Source organism: Pseudomonas sp. B21-056, assembly GCF_026016325.1.
GTDB lineage: Bacteria > Pseudomonadota > Gammaproteobacteria > Pseudomonadales > Pseudomonadaceae > Aquipseudomonas.
The window spans coordinates 5,491,525-5,511,439 of record NZ_CP087203.1 but is presented as its reverse complement, the minus strand read 5'-3'; the positions used below and the strand labels follow the sequence as shown (position 1 = coordinate 5,511,439).

The window sequence follows — 19,915 nt, the reverse complement described above, 5'->3', positions numbered from 1 at the left end:
GTTGGCGCGCAAAGGTGAAACTCATCCGCGTGCCGTTCAGTCGGCCAATAGCCCCAGCGTCCTTGCCTCATAGATGGCTTGCGCCTTGGAGGTCACTTTCAACTTGCTGTAGATGCGTCGTACAAAAGATCGCACCGTGAAATGGGATAACTGCATGAGCCGGGCGATTTCATTCGCGGTAAAGCCCTTGGTGATGTAGTCCAGCACCTCTTTCTCCCGCACCGACAGCAAGGGCGCAGGTTCCGCGCCCGGTTCCTGGTCTGCGGCGAGAGGCGCCGGGGCTTGCCGGAAGCGGGCTAATATCTGCCGCGCGATGATCGGGCTGATCGGGCTGCCACCGCTGGCAAGGCTGCGGATTTCATCGAGTATTTTTGCCGGCGAGCTGTCCTTGAGCAGGTAGCCCGCCGCACCGGCCTCAATCGAGCGCATGACATGGGTTTCGTCGCCGAAGTTGGTGCTGACCATGATGTTGCAGCTCGGCCACAGCCGCGAGGCGGCCCGGATCACGTCGATTCCAGAACCATCGGGCAAACCGAGGTCAACCAGCAGCACGTCAGCCGGCGGGCCTTCGAGCATGGCAAGCCCTTCTGCGCAGTTGCCGGCCATGCCTGCCAGGCGCATGTCCGGAGCGAGGTGCACGATCTGGATCAAGGCTGTGCTGAAGCAGGAGTCGTCCTCCACGATGGCAACGTGGATGCGGGGCTGTTCAGAGTCGGTACGGGTGGGTAGCATAGGGCCATTATGCGCTGGGCGGGCATGAAAAGTCGGGCGAATTTTACCGGGCGCTGTAGCTCATTCGTTCTACAGACAGTCTTGCCCACCGTTAATACCATGCTTCGCGCAGCGGCACAGGAGAGGCGCAGCCAGGGATTAAAGGACTGAGTTTTCCCACTTTCTCACCTTCTTCCCAAGAAAGGCCTCGCTGTGAACCATACCTACCGCCTTGTCTGGAACGACTCTGTCCAGCGTTATGTCCCTGCTCCCGAAACGGCCAAGAGCCGGGGCAAGGCCGCCGGTCGTAGCGCCGTGGTCGTGGGTTTCACGGCGGCCCTGCTGGGCAGCGGTGCCTGGGCCAGTCCGGTCGGCGGTACGGTCAGTGCCGGCAGCGGCAGCATTGCCCAGAACGGAAGCAACACGACCATCACCCAGGGCAGCCAGAACCTGGCTATCAACTGGGCCAGCTTCGGCATCGCCGCCGGCGAGAGTGTGAACTTCATCCAGCCCAATGCCAGCGCCATTGCCCTGAACCGCGTGCTCGGTTCTGACGCCAGTTACATCAACGGCAGCCTCAGTGCCAACGGCCAGGTGTGGATACTCAACCCCAACGGGGTGCTGTTCGGCAACGGCGCCAGCGTCAACGTCGGTGGGCTGGTGGCGTCGACACTCTCCTTGGGCGACGCGGAGTTCATGGCCGGCAAGGCCCGATTTACCGGCGACGGCAAGCAAGGCAACGTCGTCAACCAGGGCAGCCTCACCGGTGGCTATGTCGCCCTGCTGGGCAAGCAGGTCAGCAACCAGGGCACGATCACCTTGGCCAATGGCACCGCCGCGCTGGCCGCCGGCGACAGCGTCACCCTGGATTTCAGCGGCAACAAGCTGCTGTCGGTGCAGGTCGACGCCGGCACTTTGAACGCCCTGGCCGAAAACAAGGGCCTGATCCGCGCCGACAACGGCACCGTGATCCTCACCGCCAGCGCCAAGGACGCGCTGCTCGATACCGTGGTCAACAACGAGGGCGTGATCGAAGCGAAGGGCATCGACGCCTCGGGCGGCACCATCGTTTTGCTCGGTGGCGCCAACGGCGGCACGGTCAAGGTCGCCGGCACCCTGGACGCCTCGGCCAGCGGCAGCCATGGGGGCGGCTTCATCGAAACCAGTGGCGCCCATGTGCAGGTGGCCGATGGCGCGAAGCTCAACACCCAGTCCGCCAAGGGCAAGACCGGCACCTGGCTGGTCGACCCGACCGACTTCACGATTGCCGCCGGCAACGCCGTCCAGACCAGCAGCGGCATCGGCGCGACCACGCTGGCGAACAACCTGGCGACCACCAACGTCACGCTGACCACCGACAACAGCAGTGGCAGCGACAGCGGCGACATCAACGTGAATGCCGCGGTGAACTGGGCCGCCAACACCACGTTGACGCTGAACGCGTATAACAATATCAACATCAATGCGGCCATCACTGCCACTGGGGCCAGCGCCGGGCTGGCGTTGAATCATGGCAACTCTGCCGCGACGGGCACCGCCAGGGCCGGCACCGATTACAACGTCAAAGCCCCCATCACCCTCAGCGGCGCCAACGCCATGCTGGCGATCAATGGCACCGGCTACACGCTGCTCCACAGCATGGCCGAACTCGATGCCATCGACAGCACCGGCCTGGGCGGCAAGTACGCGCTGGCGCAGAACCTGGATGCCAGCGGCACGACCTATACCAGTGCGCTGGTGGGTGACGGCAACAATGCGTTTACGGGTACGTTTGCCGGGTTGGGGCATACCCTCAGCAACCTGACGATCGACGCCAGTGGCGCGAGTAACGTCGGTCTGTTCGGTCTGGCCAGCAACAGCGTGATACGTGACGTCGGATTGCTGGGTGGCAGCGTGGCGGGCGACACGCATGTCGGCGCATTGGCGGGACAGAGCCAGAACAGCGCCATCAGCAATGCCTACGCCACCAGCAGCGTGAGCGGCACCTTCTATGTCGGTGGGCTGCTGGGCTGGAGTCAAGGCGACACGATCAGCGATGTTCACGCCACGGGCAGTGTGAGCGGTGAAAATACTGTCGGCGGGCTGGTGGGGCTTGGCGCAGGCAGCACTCTGACCAATGTCTATGCCACCGGCAACGTCACCAATACGAGCTTCGGTGGTAGCGCCTTTGGCGGTCTGGTGGGCTATGACCTGTTCAGCACCATCAACAGTGCCTATGCCGCCGGCAACGTGATTGGTAGCTATACCGATACTGACCCTGACAGCCCCACCTACGGTGCTGTCTATAGCATCGCTAATAATGTCGGCGGCCTGGTGGGCACTGCCGCCGGCAGCGTGATCAGCAACGCCTACGCCACCGGCAGCGTGAGCGGCTCGCGCAGTGTCGGCGGCCTGGTTGGCGAGGCCACCAACGTGGGCACTAAAATCAGCAAGACCTACGCTACCGGCAGTGTCACTGGCAGTTCCGATGTCGGCGGTCTGGTGGGTGTTAAAAACGGCAGCACCAGCGTCACCAACAGTCTCTGGAACATCGAAACCACCGGCCAGGCCAGCAGCGCCGGCGGCACCGGGTTCACCACGACGCAGATGATGCAGGCCGGCGGTTTCAACGGCTGGGACCTGGCCAGCAGTGGCGGCAGCTCTGCCATCTGGCGCATCTACGAAGGCCATACCGCGCCGCTGCTACGCAGCTTCATGACCGAACTGGCGGTTACCACCGATGACGTCAGCAAGACCTACGACGGCGGCACCGCCTTCAGCGGCGGCAGCTACACCATCGGCGACAGCAGCGCAAACCTCGGCCTCGTCTTCGGCACGGCGGCCTACGGCAACAGCAGCGGCAAGAACGTCGGCAGCCACAGCATCGACATCGGTGGGTTGTATTCCAGTCAATTCGGCTACGACCTGGACATCGTCGATGGCACCGCCACGATTACTCCTCTTGCGCTGACCAACACCGGCGCTACCGTCACCACCAAGACCTATGACGGCACGACGGCGGCCGTCGTAACCGGCGGCACCCTGAACGGCGTCATCAGCGGCGACACGGTGAACCTGAGCGGTAGCGGCGTCTTCGACAACAAGAACGCGGGCAGCGGCAAGACGGTGAGCGTCGGCCTCGACGGCGCCGATGCCGGCAACTACCTCGTCAGCACCACCGGCAGCATTACAGCGGCCACATTGACGCTCAACGGCGCCACGGCGGCCAGCAAGACCTACGATGGCACGACGGCGACCACCGTCACCGGCGGTACCCTGAGTGGGGTGCTCAGTGGCGATACCGTGGGCCTGAGTGGCAGTGGCGTCTTCAACAGCAAGAATGTGGGTATCGGCAAGAGTGTGACAGCAGGCCTTTCCGGCGCCGATGCGGGCAACTACGTCGTGGCGGCGGGCAGCACCACCGCCAACATCACGGCGGCCGCGTTGACGTTCAACGGTACCCTCTTCACGTTCAACAAGGTCTACGACGGCACGACCGCCGCTACTTCCTTCATCCCCGACCCGACGCTGGGTGGGGTTGTCAATGGCGATAGGGTGAGCCTGAGCGGCAACGTCACCTTTGCCGACAAGAATGTGGGCAGCAACAAAGCCTTGATCCTGGGCCTCACCGGTAGCGACGCCGGTAACTACACCTTGGGCGCGTACACCTCCACCGCCAGGATCACTGCCGCCGCACTGAACGTCAGCGGTACAAGCGCCGCCAGCAAGACCTACGACGGCACGACCGGCGCCACCCTCAGTGGCGGCAGCTTGAACGGCCTGTTCGGCGGCGACACGGTCAGTCTGAGCCAGAGCGGTACGTTCAGCGACAAGAACGCGGCGACCGGCAAGACAGTCAACTACACCAGCAGCATTTCGGGCAGCGATGCCGGCAACTACGTACTCATCCCCAGTAGTGGTACGACCACGGCCGATATCACGGCGGCGACCCTGACGGTCAACGGCACCACGGCGGCCAACAAGACCTACGACGGCACGACGGCCGCCACCCTCAGCGGTGGTGCGTTGAGCGGCATTGTCAGCGGCGACACGGTCACGCTCGCCCAGAACGGCACGTTCAGCGACAAGAACGCGGCGAGCGGGAAAACCGTCAACTACACCAGCAGCCTCGGCGGCTCCGGTGCCAGTAACTATGTGCTGGCGTCCGGCAGCGGCACGACCACGGCGAATATCTCCGCAGCGACACTGGCGGTCAGCGGCACGACGGCCACCAGCAAGACCTACGACGGCACGACCGCCGCCACGCTCAGCGGTGGTGTGTTGAGCGGTCTGTTTGGTGGCGACGCGGTCACCCTGGGCCAGAGCGGCACCTTCAGCGACAAGCATGCGCAGACCGGCAAGACGGTCAGCTACACCAACAGTCTTTCCGGCAGCGACGCGAGCAACTACGTGCTCGCCGCCGGCAGCGGCACGACCACGGCGGATATCACCGCAGCGACGCTGGCGGTCAACGGCACTACAGCGGCCAGCAAGACCTATGACGGCACGACGGCCGCTACCCTCAGCGGCGGTGCGCTGAGCGGTATCGTCAGCGGCGACAGTGTCATGCTCGGCCAGAGCAGCACGTTCAGCGACAAGAACGTGGCGACCGGCAAGACTGTCAGCTACATCAACAGCCTTTCCGGCGGTGATGCCAGCAACTATGTGTTGGCGTCTGGCAGCGGCACAACCACGGCCGATATCATGGCGGTGACGCTGGCGGTCAACGGCACCACGGCGGCCAACAAGACCTATGACGGCACCACGGTCGCGACCCTCAGCGGCGGCGCGCTGAGTGGCGTCATCAGCGGCGACAGCGTGACGCTCGGCCAGAGCGGTACGTTCAGCGACAAGAACGTGGCGACCGGCAAGACCGTGACCATCGGCAATAGCCTGGGCGGCAGCGATGCCAGCAACTACATCGTGACTGCGGGCAGCACCACGGCCGACATCGGTGCCGCGACGTTGACGGTCAGCGGCACCACCGCTGCGAACAAGATCTATGACGCCACCACGGGTGTCATCCTCAGCGGTGGCAGTTTGGGCGGGGTGATCAGCGGCGACAGCGTGACACTGAGCCAGATTGGCACCTTCAGTGACAAGAACGTCGGCACCGCCAAGACGGTGACCCTCGCCAACAGCCTGGGCGGCAGCGACGCCAGCAACTACATCGTCGCCGCAGGCAGCACCACGGCCAACATCAGCGCCGCGACGTTGACCGTCAGCGGCACGAGCGCTGCCAGCAAAACCTACGACGGCATGACAACCGCCAGCCTCAGCGGCAGTGTGTTGAGTGGTGTGATCGCGGGTGACACCGTCGGCCTCAGCCAAAGCGGCAACTTCAGCGACAAGAACGCAGCCACCGGCAAGACGGTCACTTATACCAACAGCCTGAGCGGCAGCGGTGCCGGCAACTACCTGCTCGCCTCGGGCAGCGGGACGACTACGGCGGATATCAGCGCCGCCACCCTGAGCGTCAGCGGCACAAGCGCGGCGAACAAGGTCTACGACGGCACCACTGGCGTTACCCTCAGCGGCACCAGCCTGGGTGGAGTGGTCAGCGGCGACAGCGTCACGTTGAGTCAGAACGGTTCGTTCAGCGACAAGAACGCCGCGACCGGCAAGACGGTGAGCTACACGAGCAGCTTGTCCGGACTGGACGCGAACAACTACGTCCTCACATCGGGCAGCGGCACGACGCTCGCTGACATCACCGCCGCCACATTGACGGTCAACGGCACAAGTGCCGCGAACAAGACCTACGACGCCACCACCGGCGTCATCCTCAGCGGTGGCAGCCTGGGCGGGGTGGTCAGCGGCGACAGCGTGACGCTGAGCCAGAGCGGTAGCTTCAACAACAAGAATGCCGGGACGGGCAAGTTGGTCAGCTATACCAACAGCCTCTCGGGCAGCGGTGCCAGTAACTATCTGCTGGCGACCGGCAGCGGCACGACCACCGCCGACATCGCGGCGGCTACATTGACCGTCAGCGGCACGAGCGCTGCCAGCAAAACCTATGACGGCACGACGACCGCCCTTGTCAGCGGCGGGGCACTGAGCGGTGTCATCAGTGGTGACAGCGTGGCGCTCGGCCAGAGCGGCAGCTTCAGCGACAAGAACGCCGCCCTCGGCAAGACCGTGACCGTCGCCAACAACCTGAGCGGCAGCGATGCCGGCAACTACGTCGTGGCCGCCGGCAGCACTACCGCCGACATCACCGCCGCGACGCTCAGCGTCAGCGGGACCACGGCAGCCAACAAGCGCTACGACGGCACCACTGTCGCAGCCCTCAGTGGCGGCGTGCTGGGCGGTGTGATCGCTGGCGACAGTATCCTCCTCAGCCAAAGTGGCAGCTTCAGCGACAAGAATGCCGGCACCGGCAAGACTGTCACCTACACCAATGGCCTCAATGGCGGCGACGCCGGCAACTACTTGCTGGCTTCGAACAGTGGTACGAGCACGGCCGACATCACCCCCGCGGCACTGACCGTGACGGCCAACAATGACAGCCGTCGCGTCGGCGGCGGTGCCTACAGCGGTGGCAACGGCGTGAGTTACAACGGTTTGGTGAACGGCGAGAGCAGCAGCGTGCTGGGCGGCAGCCTGGTCTACGGCGGCAGCGCCCAGGGCGCCAGCCAGGCGGGTCGCTACAACATCAGCGCGAGCGGCCTGAGTTCGGGCAACTACAACCTGACGTATGTGGACGGCACGTTGCTGATCAACGCGGTACCGGTACCGACTGTCAGTCCGGCGCTGGCCCAGGCCCAGCAAGGCCTGCAAGCCAGTCCGCCGGGGTCGCAACTGGAGCCTTCCGCGTCAGTCGCCAAAATCCCCGTCGTCGCTTCGAGAGGCCTGGCCCCGCTCGATGATGGCCACGGGATCGTGCGCATCCGCGACTGTGGTCTGCGCCTGGACGCTGGCCAGGTCTGCAACTGATTTCCTACTTTCCCAGAGCATACGTCTCGATGTGTTGCACATTCCGCCTGTCCCGTTTTCCACTGAGCTCGTTATCCGTGGTCCTGACCCTGGCGACCGCCCAGGCCGTCGCCGCCACCCCGGATGCCGGGCAGATCCTGCAAGAGCCGCGTCAGCCCCTGGTGGCGCCCAGCAGCGAAGCCCCCGCGCTGACCATCGACAAGCCCCGTTTCGGCAGTGTGCCCGAGGGTGGTCCCCGGCTGCGCCTGACGGCTGTTCGCTTCAGCGGCAACACGGCTTTCAGCGCTGAGGTGCTGCAAGGCGTGGTGACCGATGCCGTGGGCAAGGAGCTGACCTTTGCTGACCTGAGCCGCCTGACCGATCGCGTCAGCCGGTATTACCGGGATGCGGGTTACCTGGTGGCCCGTGCCTATCTGCCGGCCCAGGAGGTCAAGAACGGCGAACTGGAAATTGCCCTGCTGGAAGGCAACCTGGGCCAGGTGAGCGTCACCAATACCGCGGGTTTGAAGGACTCGGCGCTGGCACCCGTGCAGGCGTTGCCGCTCAATGCCCCGGTGCAGGAAAGCAGCCTGGATCGGGCGCTGCTTACCTTGTCGGACCTGCCCGGCACCCGCGTTCAATCGACCTTGCGTCCCGGTAGCACGCTGGGGGCTTCGGACCTTCTGGTCGAAGTCCAGAAGACCCGCAGCGTTCAAGGCAGCGCCGACGTCGACAACTTCGGCAGCACCTACACCGGCGAATACCGTGCGGGCACCAGCCTCTACTGGAACAATCCCCTGGATCGCGGCGACCAGCTCAGCCTGCGGCTGCAAACCAGTGATGCCGACATGCACTACGAGCGCCTGGGTTATCAGTTGCCCATCGGCAGCTATGGCACCCGCGTCGGTGTGGCGGTTTCGCATATCGACTATCGGCTGGGCAAGAACTTCGAAGCGCTGGACGCCGATGGAGCCGCCAACACCGCGAGCCTGTATCTGCGCCAGCCCTTGTTGCGCAGTCCGACGAGCAACTGGTATGGCCAGCTCCAGCTGGATGCCAAGAACCTGCGTGACACCGTGGGCATTACGTCTACCGTCACCGAGCAACGCTTGCGCAATACCGTGTTGGGCCTCAACGGTGACTGGCAGGACCGGTTGCTGGGCAGCAACAGCCTGGGCGTGAACCTGACGACGGGGCGTTTGCAACTGGATGATGACAGCCAGGCACAAGACGCCGCCAGCGCCAGGAGCGCCGGGCACTTCAACAAGCTTGGCTACCAGGTGCAACGGGTCCAGGCGCTGCTGCCGAACTGGTCGCTGGCTTTCAACTTCAGGGGGCAGAAGGCCGATGAGAACCTCAGCTCGGCGGAAAAATTCAGCCTCGGCGGCAGCGATGGCGTTCGGGCGTTCGCCCAGGGCGAGGCCATTGGCGACGAAGGCTGGCTGGCCAACCTGGCGCTGCGCTGGCAGCCGGCGCCGGGCTGGCAATTGCAGACGTTCTATGACGCCGGCACGGTGGCGATCAATCATCGCCGCTGGACTTCCGACGACAACCGCACGCACCTGGGCGGCGCAGGCCTGGGGTTGGGTTGGGGCACGGAAAAACTGGCGTTCTCGCTCACCTCAGCCTGGGCCACCGAAGGCAAGGACAGTGCCGATCAGCATGGCGCCAGGCTGTGGGCGCAGGCGGCGATAGGGTTCTAAGCGACAGTTCCAGGCTCAGCAATCCCCCTGTGGGAGCGAGCCTGCTCGCGATAGCGATATGTCAGCAACCTTGCGATTGACTGACACGCCGCCATCGCGAGCAGGCTCGCTCCCACATTTGTTTGTGGTGAGCTTCAGATCAAGGCGTAACCGGCAACAAAAAACGCGCAATCACCGGCAAATGATCGGAGATGCGCAAGGTGTCGTCCTGCCGCACCTGGGCCTCGACCCGTTTGATGCGCGGGCTGTAGAACAGGTAGTCGACGGTGCGGTCCGGGCCGTTGAGACCGGGGTCGTTCGGGTAGTGGGTCAGCCAGTGTGCACGGTCGATGCCGCTGGCCTCGTTGTTGGTGGGAATCATCGGGTACTTGTCCCACAGCAGGTGCAGCGGGCTGTCGGCGGCGTAGGGTGTGCGCTGTTCGGGCGGCAGGCGCAGGTACTGGCCCAGGGGCAGCAGGTTGAAGTCACCACCGATCAACCAGGGCATGCCTTGGGATTCGAACCGGTCCAGGGCCGTGGCCACGGCAGTGACTTGCTTGGGCAGGGTTTCGTCCGGCTGCATGGCCCGCTCCAGATGCGTGTTGAGCACGGCCAGTTGGCTGCCGTCGTTCAGCGCAATGTGGCTCACCAGCAGGGCATTCTTCGGTTGGAACTGACGGCTGATGAAGTTGGCCTCGGCCACCGGCAGTTGCACCCGTTCGGCGTGATCGATGCGGTAGCGGCTCAGCGTTGCCAGTTGCCGGCCGACGCTGCCGAAGATATGCGGGGCGGGTATGAAGTCGGCCTTCCAGTCAAAGGCGCTGGTGCTGCAGGGGTAAAGGTCGGCGAGCCGTTCCTGCAGTAGCTTGAGCTGGTTCTGGTAGTCGCTGGCCTTGGCGCCGTTGTCCAGTTCCTGCAACAGGACGATGTCCGGTTGCTCGTCGCGGATGACCCGTGCCACTTCGTCGAGGCTGAAAGCCATGTCTTCCAGGGTCGGGCTTTCATCGTTGCCCTGGGCCAGGTCGTGCCAGAACACGTAGCGCTTGCCGGCCAGGAACTGGACGTTCCAGGTCATCACCTTCACGGCCTGGCCGGGCATCAGCGGCGCGGCGTTGGCGGTGCAACTGACCGGCAGTGTTTCCCGGGCTTGGGGGCGCCAGGTCAGGCCGTAGATGGCCAAGGCGGCCAGGCAAAGGACCGATAACAGCGCCAGCAGGGTGTAGCGCAGTAAACGGGTCATGGCTCGGATTTGTCCCCGACCAGCATGAAGATCCGGAACAGCACCACGCTGGTGAACAGTTGCAGGAAGCTGTGAACGCTGTCGATCAACAGGCCGAGCAAGGGGTTCTGGGGCGGTGGATACACCGAGACGCTGACGCCCTTGAGCAGCCATAGCGGGCCCATCACGCCCATGATGCACAACAGGATCCGCCCGAACTGGCCGCGGCTCATGCGCAGGCTTTCCTTCATCGCCGACAGCGGTGCCAGGCCCCGGAGCACCAGCAGGTATTCGCTGAACGCCAGGGTCACCATCAGCCACAGGCCCGGCAGGATGTACAACGAAATACCCAGCAGGATCAGCAGTGTGTTGAGGGCGGTCAGCAACGCGAAGCGCGGCCAGAGGGTGAGGGACGCAGCGAGGAGGTCCCGGATGTGCGGCGATTCGCCGCGACTGCGGGCGTCGAGAAACAGGATCAGCGCAGCGGTGTACACCGGGTACACCAGCAGCCCGACGATCACGCTATAGCCGGGAAAACCGTCGGGGCCGACGGCGCTGTCGACGGCTTGTTGCAGCACGGCCTCGAGTATCACCAGTGGCAGGCACAGCTGGGCGATCCGGCCCAGATGGCGCTTGAAGAAATACAAAGAGTCGCGCAGCACGTCAAACGGATTCATGAGTCGGGATCGCAGGTCCAGAAGCGGTCCGACACTTTAACCGATCAGGCACCCGCACAAGCAAACGTAAACATCAGGTAAAGACCATTGAAACCTCCGTGGCAAGCCCCATTACTGGTGGGCACCGGTTCTGCGGAACCGGCTTGGTTTTCTACCCGGCAATCTGATGAGGTCGCCATGAACAGCGAAGAACAAACCCTGATCGATGGACTGTTTTCACGGCTGCAACAGGCCGAAAAGGATTCAGCCCCGCGCGACGCCCAGGCCGAGGCGCGGATCAAGGAGCACCAGGCCAATCAGCCTGCGGCCGGTTATTTCATGGCCCAGGCGATTCTGGTGCAAGAGGCGGCAATCAAGCGCCTCGATGAGCAGAACAGGCAGCTGACCGAGCAGGTCCAGCAACTGCAAACCGATCTGCAGAACGCCCGCAGCCAGCCTTCGGCGCCGAGCGGGGGCGGTGGTTTTCTCTCGAGCATCTTCGGTGGCAGCAGTCGCGATTCGCGGCCGGCTCCCGCGCCAGGTGCTCCGGCAACCGGTGGCGGCGGCTGGCGTGAACCGGCGCGACCTGCCTTCAACAATGCCCCGGCCCAGCAGGGCTTCGGCGCGCCGCCGGCGGGCTATGGCGCACCGCAACAACCAGCCCCGGCGGCGAGCAGCTTCCTGGGCGGCGCCCTGAAAACCGCGGCCGGCGTGGCCGGTGGTGTGATGCTGGCGCAAGGTATCAGCAGCCTGTTCCACAGCGGCCAGCAGCCCCAGGAGATCGTCGAGGTCATCAAGGAAGAGCCCGCCCAACCGGTCAATGACGTCGGCAGCAGCGGCGACAACGGTTGGGGCGACGACCAGCGCATGGCCGACAACGACAGCTACGGCAACGACCAGGGCGGCTTCAGCGACGCGGATTACAGCGACGACTCTTCCTTCTTCGGCGACGACGATTCCTTCGTCTGACCTGCCATTCGTCCGGGGCGTCCACGCGCCTCGGACCGATTATTCGCGGAAGCCTCCTTCGGGCTGGCATACTGGGTGCCTTTTCGGGCCTGGTGGCCTGTACGCTTGTGCATTCAAGAGGAACCGCGGTGAAGAAAATCGCAGTGTTCGCCGATGTCCAGAACCTCTATTACACCGTGCGCCAGGCCTATGGTTGTCACTTCAACTACGCCGCCTTGTGGGCCGATGTCAGCAAGCAGGGGCAGATCGTCGAGGCCTATGCCTATGCGATCGATCGTGGCGACAGCAAGCAGCAGCAGTTCCAGCAGATCCTGCGCAACCTGGGTTTCACCGTGAAGCTCAAGCCCTACATCCAGCGCAGCGACGGCTCGGCCAAGGGCGATTGGGACGTGGGCATCACGCTCGACATCATGGACGCCGCCGACCACGTCGACGAAGTGGTGCTGGCCTCGGGTGACGGCGATTTCGACATGCTGCTCGAGCGCATCATCAGCAAGCACGGTGTGCAGGCGGTGGCGTACGGCGTGCCGGGGTTGACGGCCAACTCGCTGATCCGTGCCGCCAGTCGCTACGTGCCCATCGAAGGCGCGCTGCTGCTCAAGAATTGATCGTTACGGAGTTCAGACAGGTTTGGAACGCATCGCAGTCATCGACTTTGAAACCACCGGCATCACCCCGAGCAGCAGTTGCCGAGCCACGGAAATCGCCGTGGTGATGCTCGAGCAAGGCCGGATCGTCGACCGCTACCAGAGCCTGATGAATGCCGGCGTGCGGGTGCCGGCGTTCATCGAGCAACTGACCGGCATCAGCAACGCCATGCTGCGCAGCGCGCCGCCGGCCGAGCGGGTGATGAACGAGGTCAACGAGTTCGTCGGCATCACGCCGCTGCTCGCCCATAACGCCGCGTTCGACCAGAAGTTCTGGGACTTCGAGCTGGGGCGGATCAAGCGCACCCGCCTGCAGAATTTTGCCTGTTCGCTACTGCTCGCCCGACGCCTGATGCCGGCCGCGCCGAATCACAAGCTCGGCACCCTCAACGCCTTCGCCGGCCTGCCCCATACCGGCCAGGCCCACCGGGCCATGGCCGACGCCGAAATGGCCGCCAACCTCACCGCGCACCTGGCGTCGGAACTGCGACAAAAGCATGGGCTGCGGGAGTTGTCCCATGATCTGCTGTGCAGTTTGCAGAAGGTCCCGGCGGCGAAGATCAATGAGCATCTCAAGCGCCATCGCGGATTCTAAGACCGCCGCGATCCCCCTGTGGGAGCGAGCCTGCTCGCGATAGCGGTGTGTCAGGCACCGCAAATATTGACTGACTTGACGCTATCGCGAGCAGGCTCGCTCCCACAAGTTAGGGCGTCTACTTCCCGTTGCCCTCCAACTGCCCCAATGGCACCCGCTTTCAATGGCGCTGGACAGCACGATCGAGGTTTTGCTGAGACCTGTATGGGTTGGATAAACAGGTTTTGTAGCTTATTTTTCGTTCGTCGCCTTTCTAGAATATCGCCTCTCATTGTCCTGACTTCGAGCTGACCATGCCTGGCCCACGCCGTTTTCCATTGCCGCTGATCGCTGCCTTCTTCGCCCTGTATGTCATCTGGGGATCGACCTACCTGGTGATCCGCATCGGCGTGGAACATTGGCCGCCGCTGTTGCTGGCCGGGATTCGTTTCGTGCTGGCCGGCTCGCTCATGTACGGCTTCCTGCGCTGGCGCGGGGCACCGGCGCCGACCTGGGCGCAGTGGAAGGCCGGGGCCATTATCGGCGTGCTGTTGCTCAGTTTCGGCAACGGCGCGGTCAGTGTCGCCGAGCACACCGGCGTGGCGTCCGGGGTGGCGGCGTTGGCGGTGGCGACGGTGCCGCTGTTTACCTTGCTCTGCGGCTATTTCTGGGGAACGCGTAATACCCGCCTGGAATGGGCGGGGATTGTGCTGGGGCTGATCGGCATTGCCATGCTCAACCTGGGTTCCAACCTGCAATCCAGCCCGCTGGGTGCAACCTTGCTGGTGTTCGCGGCGGCGTCGTGGGCTTTCGGGTCGGTGCTGAGCAAGCATCTGCCGCTGCCAGCGGGGGCGATGGCCAGTGCCGTGGAAATGTTGACGGGTGGTGTGGTGCTGTTGATCGGCAGCTTCGCCAGCGGCGAACACCTGGAGCGCATCCCGCCGTTCGAGGGCTGGTTTGCGCTGGCCTACCTGACCTTCTTCGGTTCGATCATCGCCTTCAACGCCTACATGTACCTGCTCAAGCATGTACGACCAGCAGCGGCCACCAGTTATGCCTACGTCAACCCGGCCGTGGCGGTGCTGCTGGGGATCGTGTTCGCCGGCGAAAGCATCGGCGTCGAAGAGTCCCTGGCGATGCTGGTGATCATCAGCGCCGTGGTGTTGATCGGGCTGCCCCAATGGCGCAAGCCCAAGCCTGCGCCGGTTGAATCCTGAATTGAGGTAAACTGCCGCGCATTGCACACCCTGCGCTGATTTTTCCTACGGTACTTCCATGACTTTCGCCACCCTTGGCCTGATCGAACCCTTGTTGCGCGCCCTCGAGACGCTCGGCTACCAGACCCCGACCCCGGTGCAGGCCCAGGCCATGCCGGCAGTGCTGGCCGGTCGCGACCTGATGGCGGCGGCCCAGACTGGCACCGGCAAGACCGCCGGTTTCGCCGTGCCGCTGTTGCAGTTGCTGACCACCGAAGGGCCGAAGGTTGCCGCCAACTCGGTACGGGCGCTGATCCTGGTGCCGACCCGCGAACTGGCCGAGCAGGTCCATGAAAGCGTGCGTCAGTACGCGCAGAACCTGCCGTTGAGCACTTACGCCGTGTACGGCGGCGTCAGCATCAACCCGCAGATGATGAAGCTGCGCAAAGGTGTCGACCTGCTGGTCGCCACGCCGGGGCGATTGCTCGATCTGTTCCGGCAGAACGCACTGAAGTTCAACCAGTTGCAGACCCTGGTGCTGGACGAAGCCGACCGCATGCTCGACCTGGGCTTCTCCGAGGAACTGGCGAATATCTACAAGGCACTGCCGAAAAAGCGCCAGACCTTGCTGTTCTCGGCGACCTTTTCCGATGCGATCCGCTTGCTGGCCGGGCAGATGCTCAACGATCCGCTGAGCATCGAAGTGAGCCCGCGCAACGTCGCCGCCAACACCGTCAAGCAATGGGTGGTGACGGTGGACAAGAAGCGCAAGCCGGAATTGTTCGTGCACCTGCTGCGCAAGAACAAGTGGAAACAGGTACTGGTGTTCGCCAAGACCCGCAACGGTGTCGATGCGTTGGTGGAAAAACTCCAGGGCCTGGGCGTCAACGCCGATGGTATCCACGGCGATAAGCCCCAGGCCACCCGCCAGCGCGCACTGGACCGTTTCAAGCTCGGTGAAGTGCAGATCCTGGTCGCCACCGACGTTGCCGCCCGTGGGCTGGATATCGAAGACCTGCCGTTGGTGGTGAATTTCGACCTGCCGATCGTCGCCGAAGACTACATCCATCGCATCGGCCGGACCGGTCGGGCGGGCTCCACAGGGCAGGCGATTTCCCTGGTGTGTGCCGATGAAGTGAACCTGCTGTCGGCCATCGAGATGTTGACCCGCCAGACCTTGACTCGCCAGATGGAACAGGACTTCGAGCCTGAGCACCGGGTGCCGGATACCGACGCCAGTGGCCAGGTGATCAAGAAGCCGAAAAAGCCGAAGAAGCCAAAAGCTTCGGGCGGTGGCGGCAAGCGCAACCTCGGCAAGTGGGTGGACAGCGGCGATTCGGGACCTGTGGAGCCTTCAGTCAAGCCGGTACGCAAAGTGCCGGTATTCAATACCGGGCCGCGTAAGCGCAAGCCTTGATCGTTCCCACGCGACGCGTCACTAGTGTCCGGTAAAAACTGAAGGGGGAGCTTGCTCCCCCTTGCTGTACCTGCCTTTGAGCGATACTCGGCTTTTTCAGACTCGATTCCGGCTATGTTCAGCAGCACTCGCTTTTCACAAATGCTCCAAGCACTCCCTCATCAGTTGTTCAAAAATGCAGTCAAACGCTGTGGCGCTGATCGTTATGCCAAGCAATTCAGCTCTTGGGATCTGCTCGTCACGCTGATCTTTGGTCAGATAACACAAGCCAGCAGCCTGCGCGCCTTGGCGACAGCATCGCAATCGCTGGAACCTCACCATTATCATCTCAACGCTCGCAGCATGGTTCGCTCAACGCTTTGTGATGCCTTGAGCAAACGCAGTTCAGAGCCTTTTCGGCTGGCCTGCGAGCACTTGCTGCAGGGCGTTGGCCGCAAGCAGCGCAAGTCCCTGGAAGCGATGGTCACGCTGATCGACTCGACCTCAATCACCTTGCGCGGTCCCGGCTTCGACGACTGGACCGCTGCGACGAAAACCCGCATAACACAAGGCCTGAAGGTGCATGTGGCAATTGATCCACGACAAACAGCACCCACTTACGTGAACATCACTGCCGCCAACGTCAATGACCTGAGTGACGCCCTGACCATGCCGCTTGAAGCAGGCATCACGTACGTTTTCGACAAGGGATACTGCGATTACAACTGGTGGCACCAGATTGATCAGGTGGGGGCGTTCTTCGTCACACGACTCAAAAAAAATGCCAATGTGAATCACGTAGAGGATCTGAACAGAGGGGAAAATGCCGACTTCATAGAGTCGGACGAAGCCGTGCGATTTGGCAAAAAACACCTGAATACACGACGGTTAAATCACTATCACGACCAAACCGTACGTCGGGTCCAGGTTCGTCGAGATGATCACGAAACGCCGCTGATCCTGGTGACTAATGATTTTTCACGCTCAGCTGAAGAAATTGCCGACCTGTACAAGCAGCGCTGGCAGATCGAGTTGTTCTTCAAGTGGATCAAGCAAAAACTCAAGCTCAAACGGTACTTCGGATTCTCTGAAAACGCGGTGCGTCTACAAATCTACAGCGCGCTGATCACATACCTTTTGCTGCTCCTGTATCAACAACGCTCGGCCTGCTCAGACTCACTTTCAAACTTCACTATCCGGCTGGCTCATAGCTTGTTTGAGCGCCCGCTCAGCGACACACACCGCGGATATCGAAGGCAAGAACGAACAGAGCTGAAGGCTGCCCAGGGTAGCCTTCAGCTATGAAAAGGTTTTACCGGACACTAGTGACGCTCCGCGTGGGAATGCATCCGGGGACGCTCTGCGTTCCATCCTCCGCGTGGGAACGCATCCGGGGACGCTCCGCGTCCCAAAAGCCGAACGCGGAGCGTCCGTTGAGGCATTCCCACGCAGAGCGTGGGAATGATCACTGCCTTAAGAACTCCAGCATCCCCAACCCCGCCGCCCGCCCACTGGCAAAGCACGCCGTCAGCAGATAGCCGCCGGTCGGCGCTTCCCAGTCGAGCATCTCCCCCGCGCAGAACACGCCGGGTATCCGCTTGAGCATCAGGCTTTCGTCCAGGGCTTGGAACATCACGCCGCCGGCGCTGCTGATGGCTTCGTCCAGGGGGCGGGTTTTCACCAGAGTGATGGGCAGTGCCTTGATGGCCTGGGCCAGGCGTGCCGGGTCGGCGAAGCCATCGGCAGGGGTGAGCTCGCGTAACAACGCAGCCTTGACCCCATCGATCCCCAACTGGCTGTGCAGGTGCTTGGCCATCGAGCGTGAACCGCGCGGTTTGCTCAGGGCCTGGAGTACTTTATCCACAGGTCGGCCCGGCAGCAGGTCCAGATGGATCGTCGCGCTGCCATGGCGATTGATGGCCTCGCGAATCGGTGCCGACAGCGCATAGATCAGGCTGCCTTCGACACCGGTGGCGGTGATCACGCATTCGCCGAGACGGGGGACGTCGTCGTTCAGGCCGATGGCGATGTTTTTCAGCGGGGCGCCGGCGAATTTGCTGACCAGCAGATCGCTCCAGGCCTGCACGTCGAAGCCGCAGTTGCTGGGTTGCAACGGCGCAAGGGCGACGCCGCGCTGTTCCAGCGCCAGCATCCAGGCTCCGTCAGAGCCCAGGCGCGACCAACTGCCGCCGCCCAGCGCCAGCAGCGTGGCGTCGGGCTGGAGCGTCTTTTCACCTTCCGGGCCGGCTATTCGCAAGCTGTTGTCGGGGTTCCAGCCGAGCCAGCGATGCCGCGTGTGGATCGTCACGCCGGCATCGCGCAGGCGCTTGAGCCAGGCACGCAGCAGCGGGGCGGCTTTCATGTCGGTGGGAAACACTCGCCCGGAACTGCCGACAAAGGTGTCGATGCCCAACCCATGAATCCAGGTGCACAGCTCATCCGCGCCGAATGCCCGCAACAATGGGGCGATATCCGGTGCGCGTTCGGCGTAGCGGGACAGGAACGCCGGGAAGGCTTCCGAATGGGTGATGTTCATGCCGCCGACACCGGCCAGCAGAAACTTCCTGCCCACCGAGGGCATGCCGTCATACAGGTCGACCCGAATGCCGGCCTGGCTCAACACCTCGGCCGCCATCAGGCCGGCAGGGCCGCCGCCGATGATGGCGATGGTTGGGGTGGTGGATGGGGCGGTCGAGGTCATGGCGTGGACTGCAGAGATGGGAATAAGCGCGGCATTCTATCAGCACAAAAATCCTGTGGGAGCGAGCCTGCTCGCGATTGCGGTGGATCAGCGACATCAATGTTGGATGGTCGACTGCTATCGCGAGCAGGCTCGCTCCCACAGGGGGATGAGGGTGTTGCTGAAATGTGGTTAAAAAACAGCCAGACCTCTACAAACTATACGCAGCATGGGCTACAGGCCGTTTCGCTCAGGTTATCCACAGGCCGCTCCACAGCGAATGTGGGTAACGCACCCAGGTTTCAATGACAACCTGATGACGTCCAGACCTTTTGTGCGCTGTGATGCAGGATCCCATGGCGCCGGGCCAGGGCCTTGCGGTCCTTGCTGTAGCCGCCGCCGATCACCCCGACCACCGGGATGTCGCGCCCCAGGCAATGGCGCATGACGCTCTCATCCCGGGCGGCGAGGCCTTCGTCTGTCAGCTTCAGGTAGCCGAGGGCGTCGTCCTTGTGAACATCGACACCGGCGTCATACAGCACCAAGTCGGGCTGGTAGAGCGGCAGCAGGTAGTTGAGGGCGTCGTCCACCACCTTCAGGTAGGCGGCGTCTTCCATGCCCATCGGCAATGGAATGTCCCAGTCGCTTTGGGCCTTGCGCGCGGGAAAATTCTTTTCGCAGTGCAAGGAAACTGTCACGGCGTCCGGGGTGTCATGGAGTATTCGGGCGGTACCGTCGCCCTGATGCACGTCGCAGTCGAAGATCAGCACCCGCGAGACCCGGCCAGTAGCGAGGAAATAGCGGCTGATCACTGCCAGGTCGTTGAAAATGCAAAAACCGGCGGGGTGGTCGTAATGGGCATGATGGGTGCCTCCGGCCAGATGACAGGCCAGCCCGTGTTCGAGGGCCTGCTCGGCCGCCAGCAGTGAACCGCCCACGGCGCGAACCGTTCGCCGGGCCAGGGCCTCGCTCCAAGGTAGACCGAGGCGCCGTTGGTCTTCGCGGGACAACTCACCACCCATGTAGCGTTCGATATAGACGCGATCATGGGCCAGGGCGAGGATTTCGGCTGGGCACAGCGACGGGCGCAACAGGTCCGCGTCGCGGGTCAGCCCGCTGTCCACCAGGTGGTCGCGCAGCAAGCGGAATTTGTCCATGGGGAAGCGGTGTTCCGCCGGGAATTCGGGACTGTAGTCTTCGTGATAGATAAGCGGCAGCGGCATGGTGTTTTCAGCGGTGATTGAGTGACGGATCCTACCAGCGATGTAGACTCTAGTGGCCCGTGTGGCAT

At 63.1% G+C, this 19,915-nt stretch carries 13 protein-coding genes; 8 read left to right on the top strand and 5 right to left on the bottom strand.

Features of this window, described 5'->3' with window-relative positions; genetic code table 11:
- Nucleotides 1-36 precede the first annotated feature (36 nt).
- Nucleotides 37-732, bottom strand: coding sequence for a response regulator (locus tag LOY67_RS23995; protein WP_265064732.1), 696 nt, complete (start codon nucleotides 730-732; stop codon nucleotides 37-39).
- A 192-nt stretch (nucleotides 733-924) separates the two neighbouring features.
- On the opposite strand from LOY67_RS23995, the gene LOY67_RS23990 reads away from it, so the two are divergent.
- The gene (locus LOY67_RS23990) at nucleotides 925-7,626 is read left to right on the top strand and encodes a YDG domain-containing protein (RefSeq protein ID WP_265064731.1); all 6,702 of its coding nucleotides are present in this window, start codon (nucleotides 925-927) and stop codon (nucleotides 7,624-7,626) included.
- Nucleotides 7,627-7,655: 29 nt separating this feature from the next.
- Nucleotides 7,656-9,308, top strand: a complete 1,653-nt coding sequence (locus LOY67_RS23985) for a ShlB/FhaC/HecB family hemolysin secretion/activation protein (RefSeq protein ID WP_265064730.1) — start codon at nucleotides 7,656-7,658, stop codon at nucleotides 9,306-9,308.
- A 139-nt stretch (nucleotides 9,309-9,447) separates the two neighbouring features.
- On the opposite strand, the gene LOY67_RS23980 is transcribed toward LOY67_RS23985, so the two are convergent.
- Both LOY67_RS23980 and LOY67_RS23975 read right to left on the bottom strand, forming a co-directional pair.
- Nucleotides 9,448-10,527 carry an endonuclease/exonuclease/phosphatase family protein gene (locus LOY67_RS23980; RefSeq protein WP_265064729.1) on the bottom strand — a complete coding sequence of 360 codons (1,080 nt, stop codon included), beginning with the start codon at nucleotides 10,525-10,527 and terminating at the stop codon, nucleotides 9,448-9,450.
- Nucleotides 10,524-11,183, bottom strand: a complete 660-nt coding sequence (locus LOY67_RS23975) for a YciC family protein (RefSeq protein WP_265064728.1) — start codon at nucleotides 11,181-11,183, stop codon at nucleotides 10,524-10,526. Before LOY67_RS23975 ends, LOY67_RS23980 begins: the two co-directional genes overlap by 4 nt.
- Nucleotides 11,184-11,360: 177 nt before the next feature.
- Here LOY67_RS23975 and LOY67_RS23970 point away from each other — a divergent pair, with 177 nt between their 5' ends.
- From LOY67_RS23970 to LOY67_RS23945, 6 genes are all read left to right on the top strand, one after another.
- Complete coding sequence (locus LOY67_RS23970) at nucleotides 11,361-12,131, top strand: DUF2076 domain-containing protein (protein ID WP_265064727.1); 771 nt, start codon at nucleotides 11,361-11,363, stop codon at nucleotides 12,129-12,131.
- A 128-nt stretch (nucleotides 12,132-12,259) separates the two neighbouring features.
- A complete protein-coding gene (locus tag LOY67_RS23965) occupies nucleotides 12,260-12,739 on the top strand; it encodes an NYN domain-containing protein (protein WP_030140338.1) in 480 nt (159 codons plus the stop codon).
- 22 nt (nucleotides 12,740-12,761) lie between these two features.
- A complete protein-coding gene (locus LOY67_RS23960; protein WP_265064726.1) occupies nucleotides 12,762-13,373 on the top strand; it encodes a PolC-type DNA polymerase III in 612 nt (203 codons plus the stop codon).
- Between the two features lie 293 nt (nucleotides 13,374-13,666).
- Complete coding sequence (gene yedA, locus LOY67_RS23955; RefSeq protein ID WP_265064725.1) at nucleotides 13,667-14,569, top strand: drug/metabolite exporter YedA; 903 nt, start codon at nucleotides 13,667-13,669, stop codon at nucleotides 14,567-14,569.
- 58 nt (nucleotides 14,570-14,627) lie between these two features.
- A complete protein-coding gene (locus tag LOY67_RS23950; protein ID WP_265064724.1) occupies nucleotides 14,628-15,965 on the top strand; it encodes a DEAD/DEAH box helicase in 1,338 nt (445 codons plus the stop codon).
- A gap of 114 nt (nucleotides 15,966-16,079) precedes the next feature.
- Entirely contained in the window at nucleotides 16,080-17,249 is a 1,170-nt protein-coding gene (locus LOY67_RS23945; RefSeq protein WP_265064268.1) for an IS4 family transposase, read from the top strand.
- Nucleotides 17,250-17,409: 160 nt separating this feature from the next.
- Here LOY67_RS23945 and LOY67_RS23940 read toward each other — a convergent pair whose 3' ends face one another.
- Complete coding sequence (locus LOY67_RS23940) at nucleotides 17,410-18,645, bottom strand: TIGR03862 family flavoprotein (protein WP_265064723.1); 1,236 nt, start codon at nucleotides 18,643-18,645, stop codon at nucleotides 17,410-17,412.
- A 281-nt stretch (nucleotides 18,646-18,926) separates the two neighbouring features.
- Complete coding sequence (locus tag LOY67_RS23935; protein WP_265064722.1) at nucleotides 18,927-19,847, bottom strand: histone deacetylase; 921 nt, start codon at nucleotides 19,845-19,847, stop codon at nucleotides 18,927-18,929.
- Nucleotides 19,848-19,915 lie beyond the last annotated feature (68 nt).

Bases quoted from the DNA above. Each gene is read 5' to 3' on its own strand.
- LOY67_RS23950 (WP_265064724.1), top strand. From the start codon at position 14,628: ATGACTTTCGCCACCCTTGGCCTGATCGAACCCTTGTTGCGCGCCCTC.
- LOY67_RS23970 (WP_265064727.1), top strand. From the start codon at position 11,361: ATGAACAGCGAAGAACAAACCCTGATCGATGGACTGTTTTCACGGCTG.
- LOY67_RS23945 (WP_265064268.1), top strand. From the start codon at position 16,080: ATGTTCAGCAGCACTCGCTTTTCACAAATGCTCCAAGCACTCCCTCAT.
- LOY67_RS23980 (WP_265064729.1), bottom strand. From the start codon at position 10,527: ATGACCCGTTTACTGCGCTACACCCTGCTGGCGCTGTTATCGGTCCTT.
- LOY67_RS23995 (WP_265064732.1), bottom strand. From the start codon at position 732: ATGCTACCCACCCGTACCGACTCTGAACAGCCCCGCATCCACGTTGCC.
- yedA (WP_265064725.1), top strand. From the start codon at position 13,667: ATGCCTGGCCCACGCCGTTTTCCATTGCCGCTGATCGCTGCCTTCTTC.
- LOY67_RS23935 (WP_265064722.1), bottom strand. From the start codon at position 19,847: ATGCCGCTGCCGCTTATCTATCACGAAGACTACAGTCCCGAATTCCCG.
- LOY67_RS23975 (WP_265064728.1), bottom strand. From the start codon at position 11,183: ATGAATCCGTTTGACGTGCTGCGCGACTCTTTGTATTTCTTCAAGCGC.
- LOY67_RS23985 (WP_265064730.1), top strand. From the start codon at position 7,656: ATGTGTTGCACATTCCGCCTGTCCCGTTTTCCACTGAGCTCGTTATCC.
- LOY67_RS23940 (WP_265064723.1), bottom strand. From the start codon at position 18,645: ATGACCTCGACCGCCCCATCCACCACCCCAACCATCGCCATCATCGGC.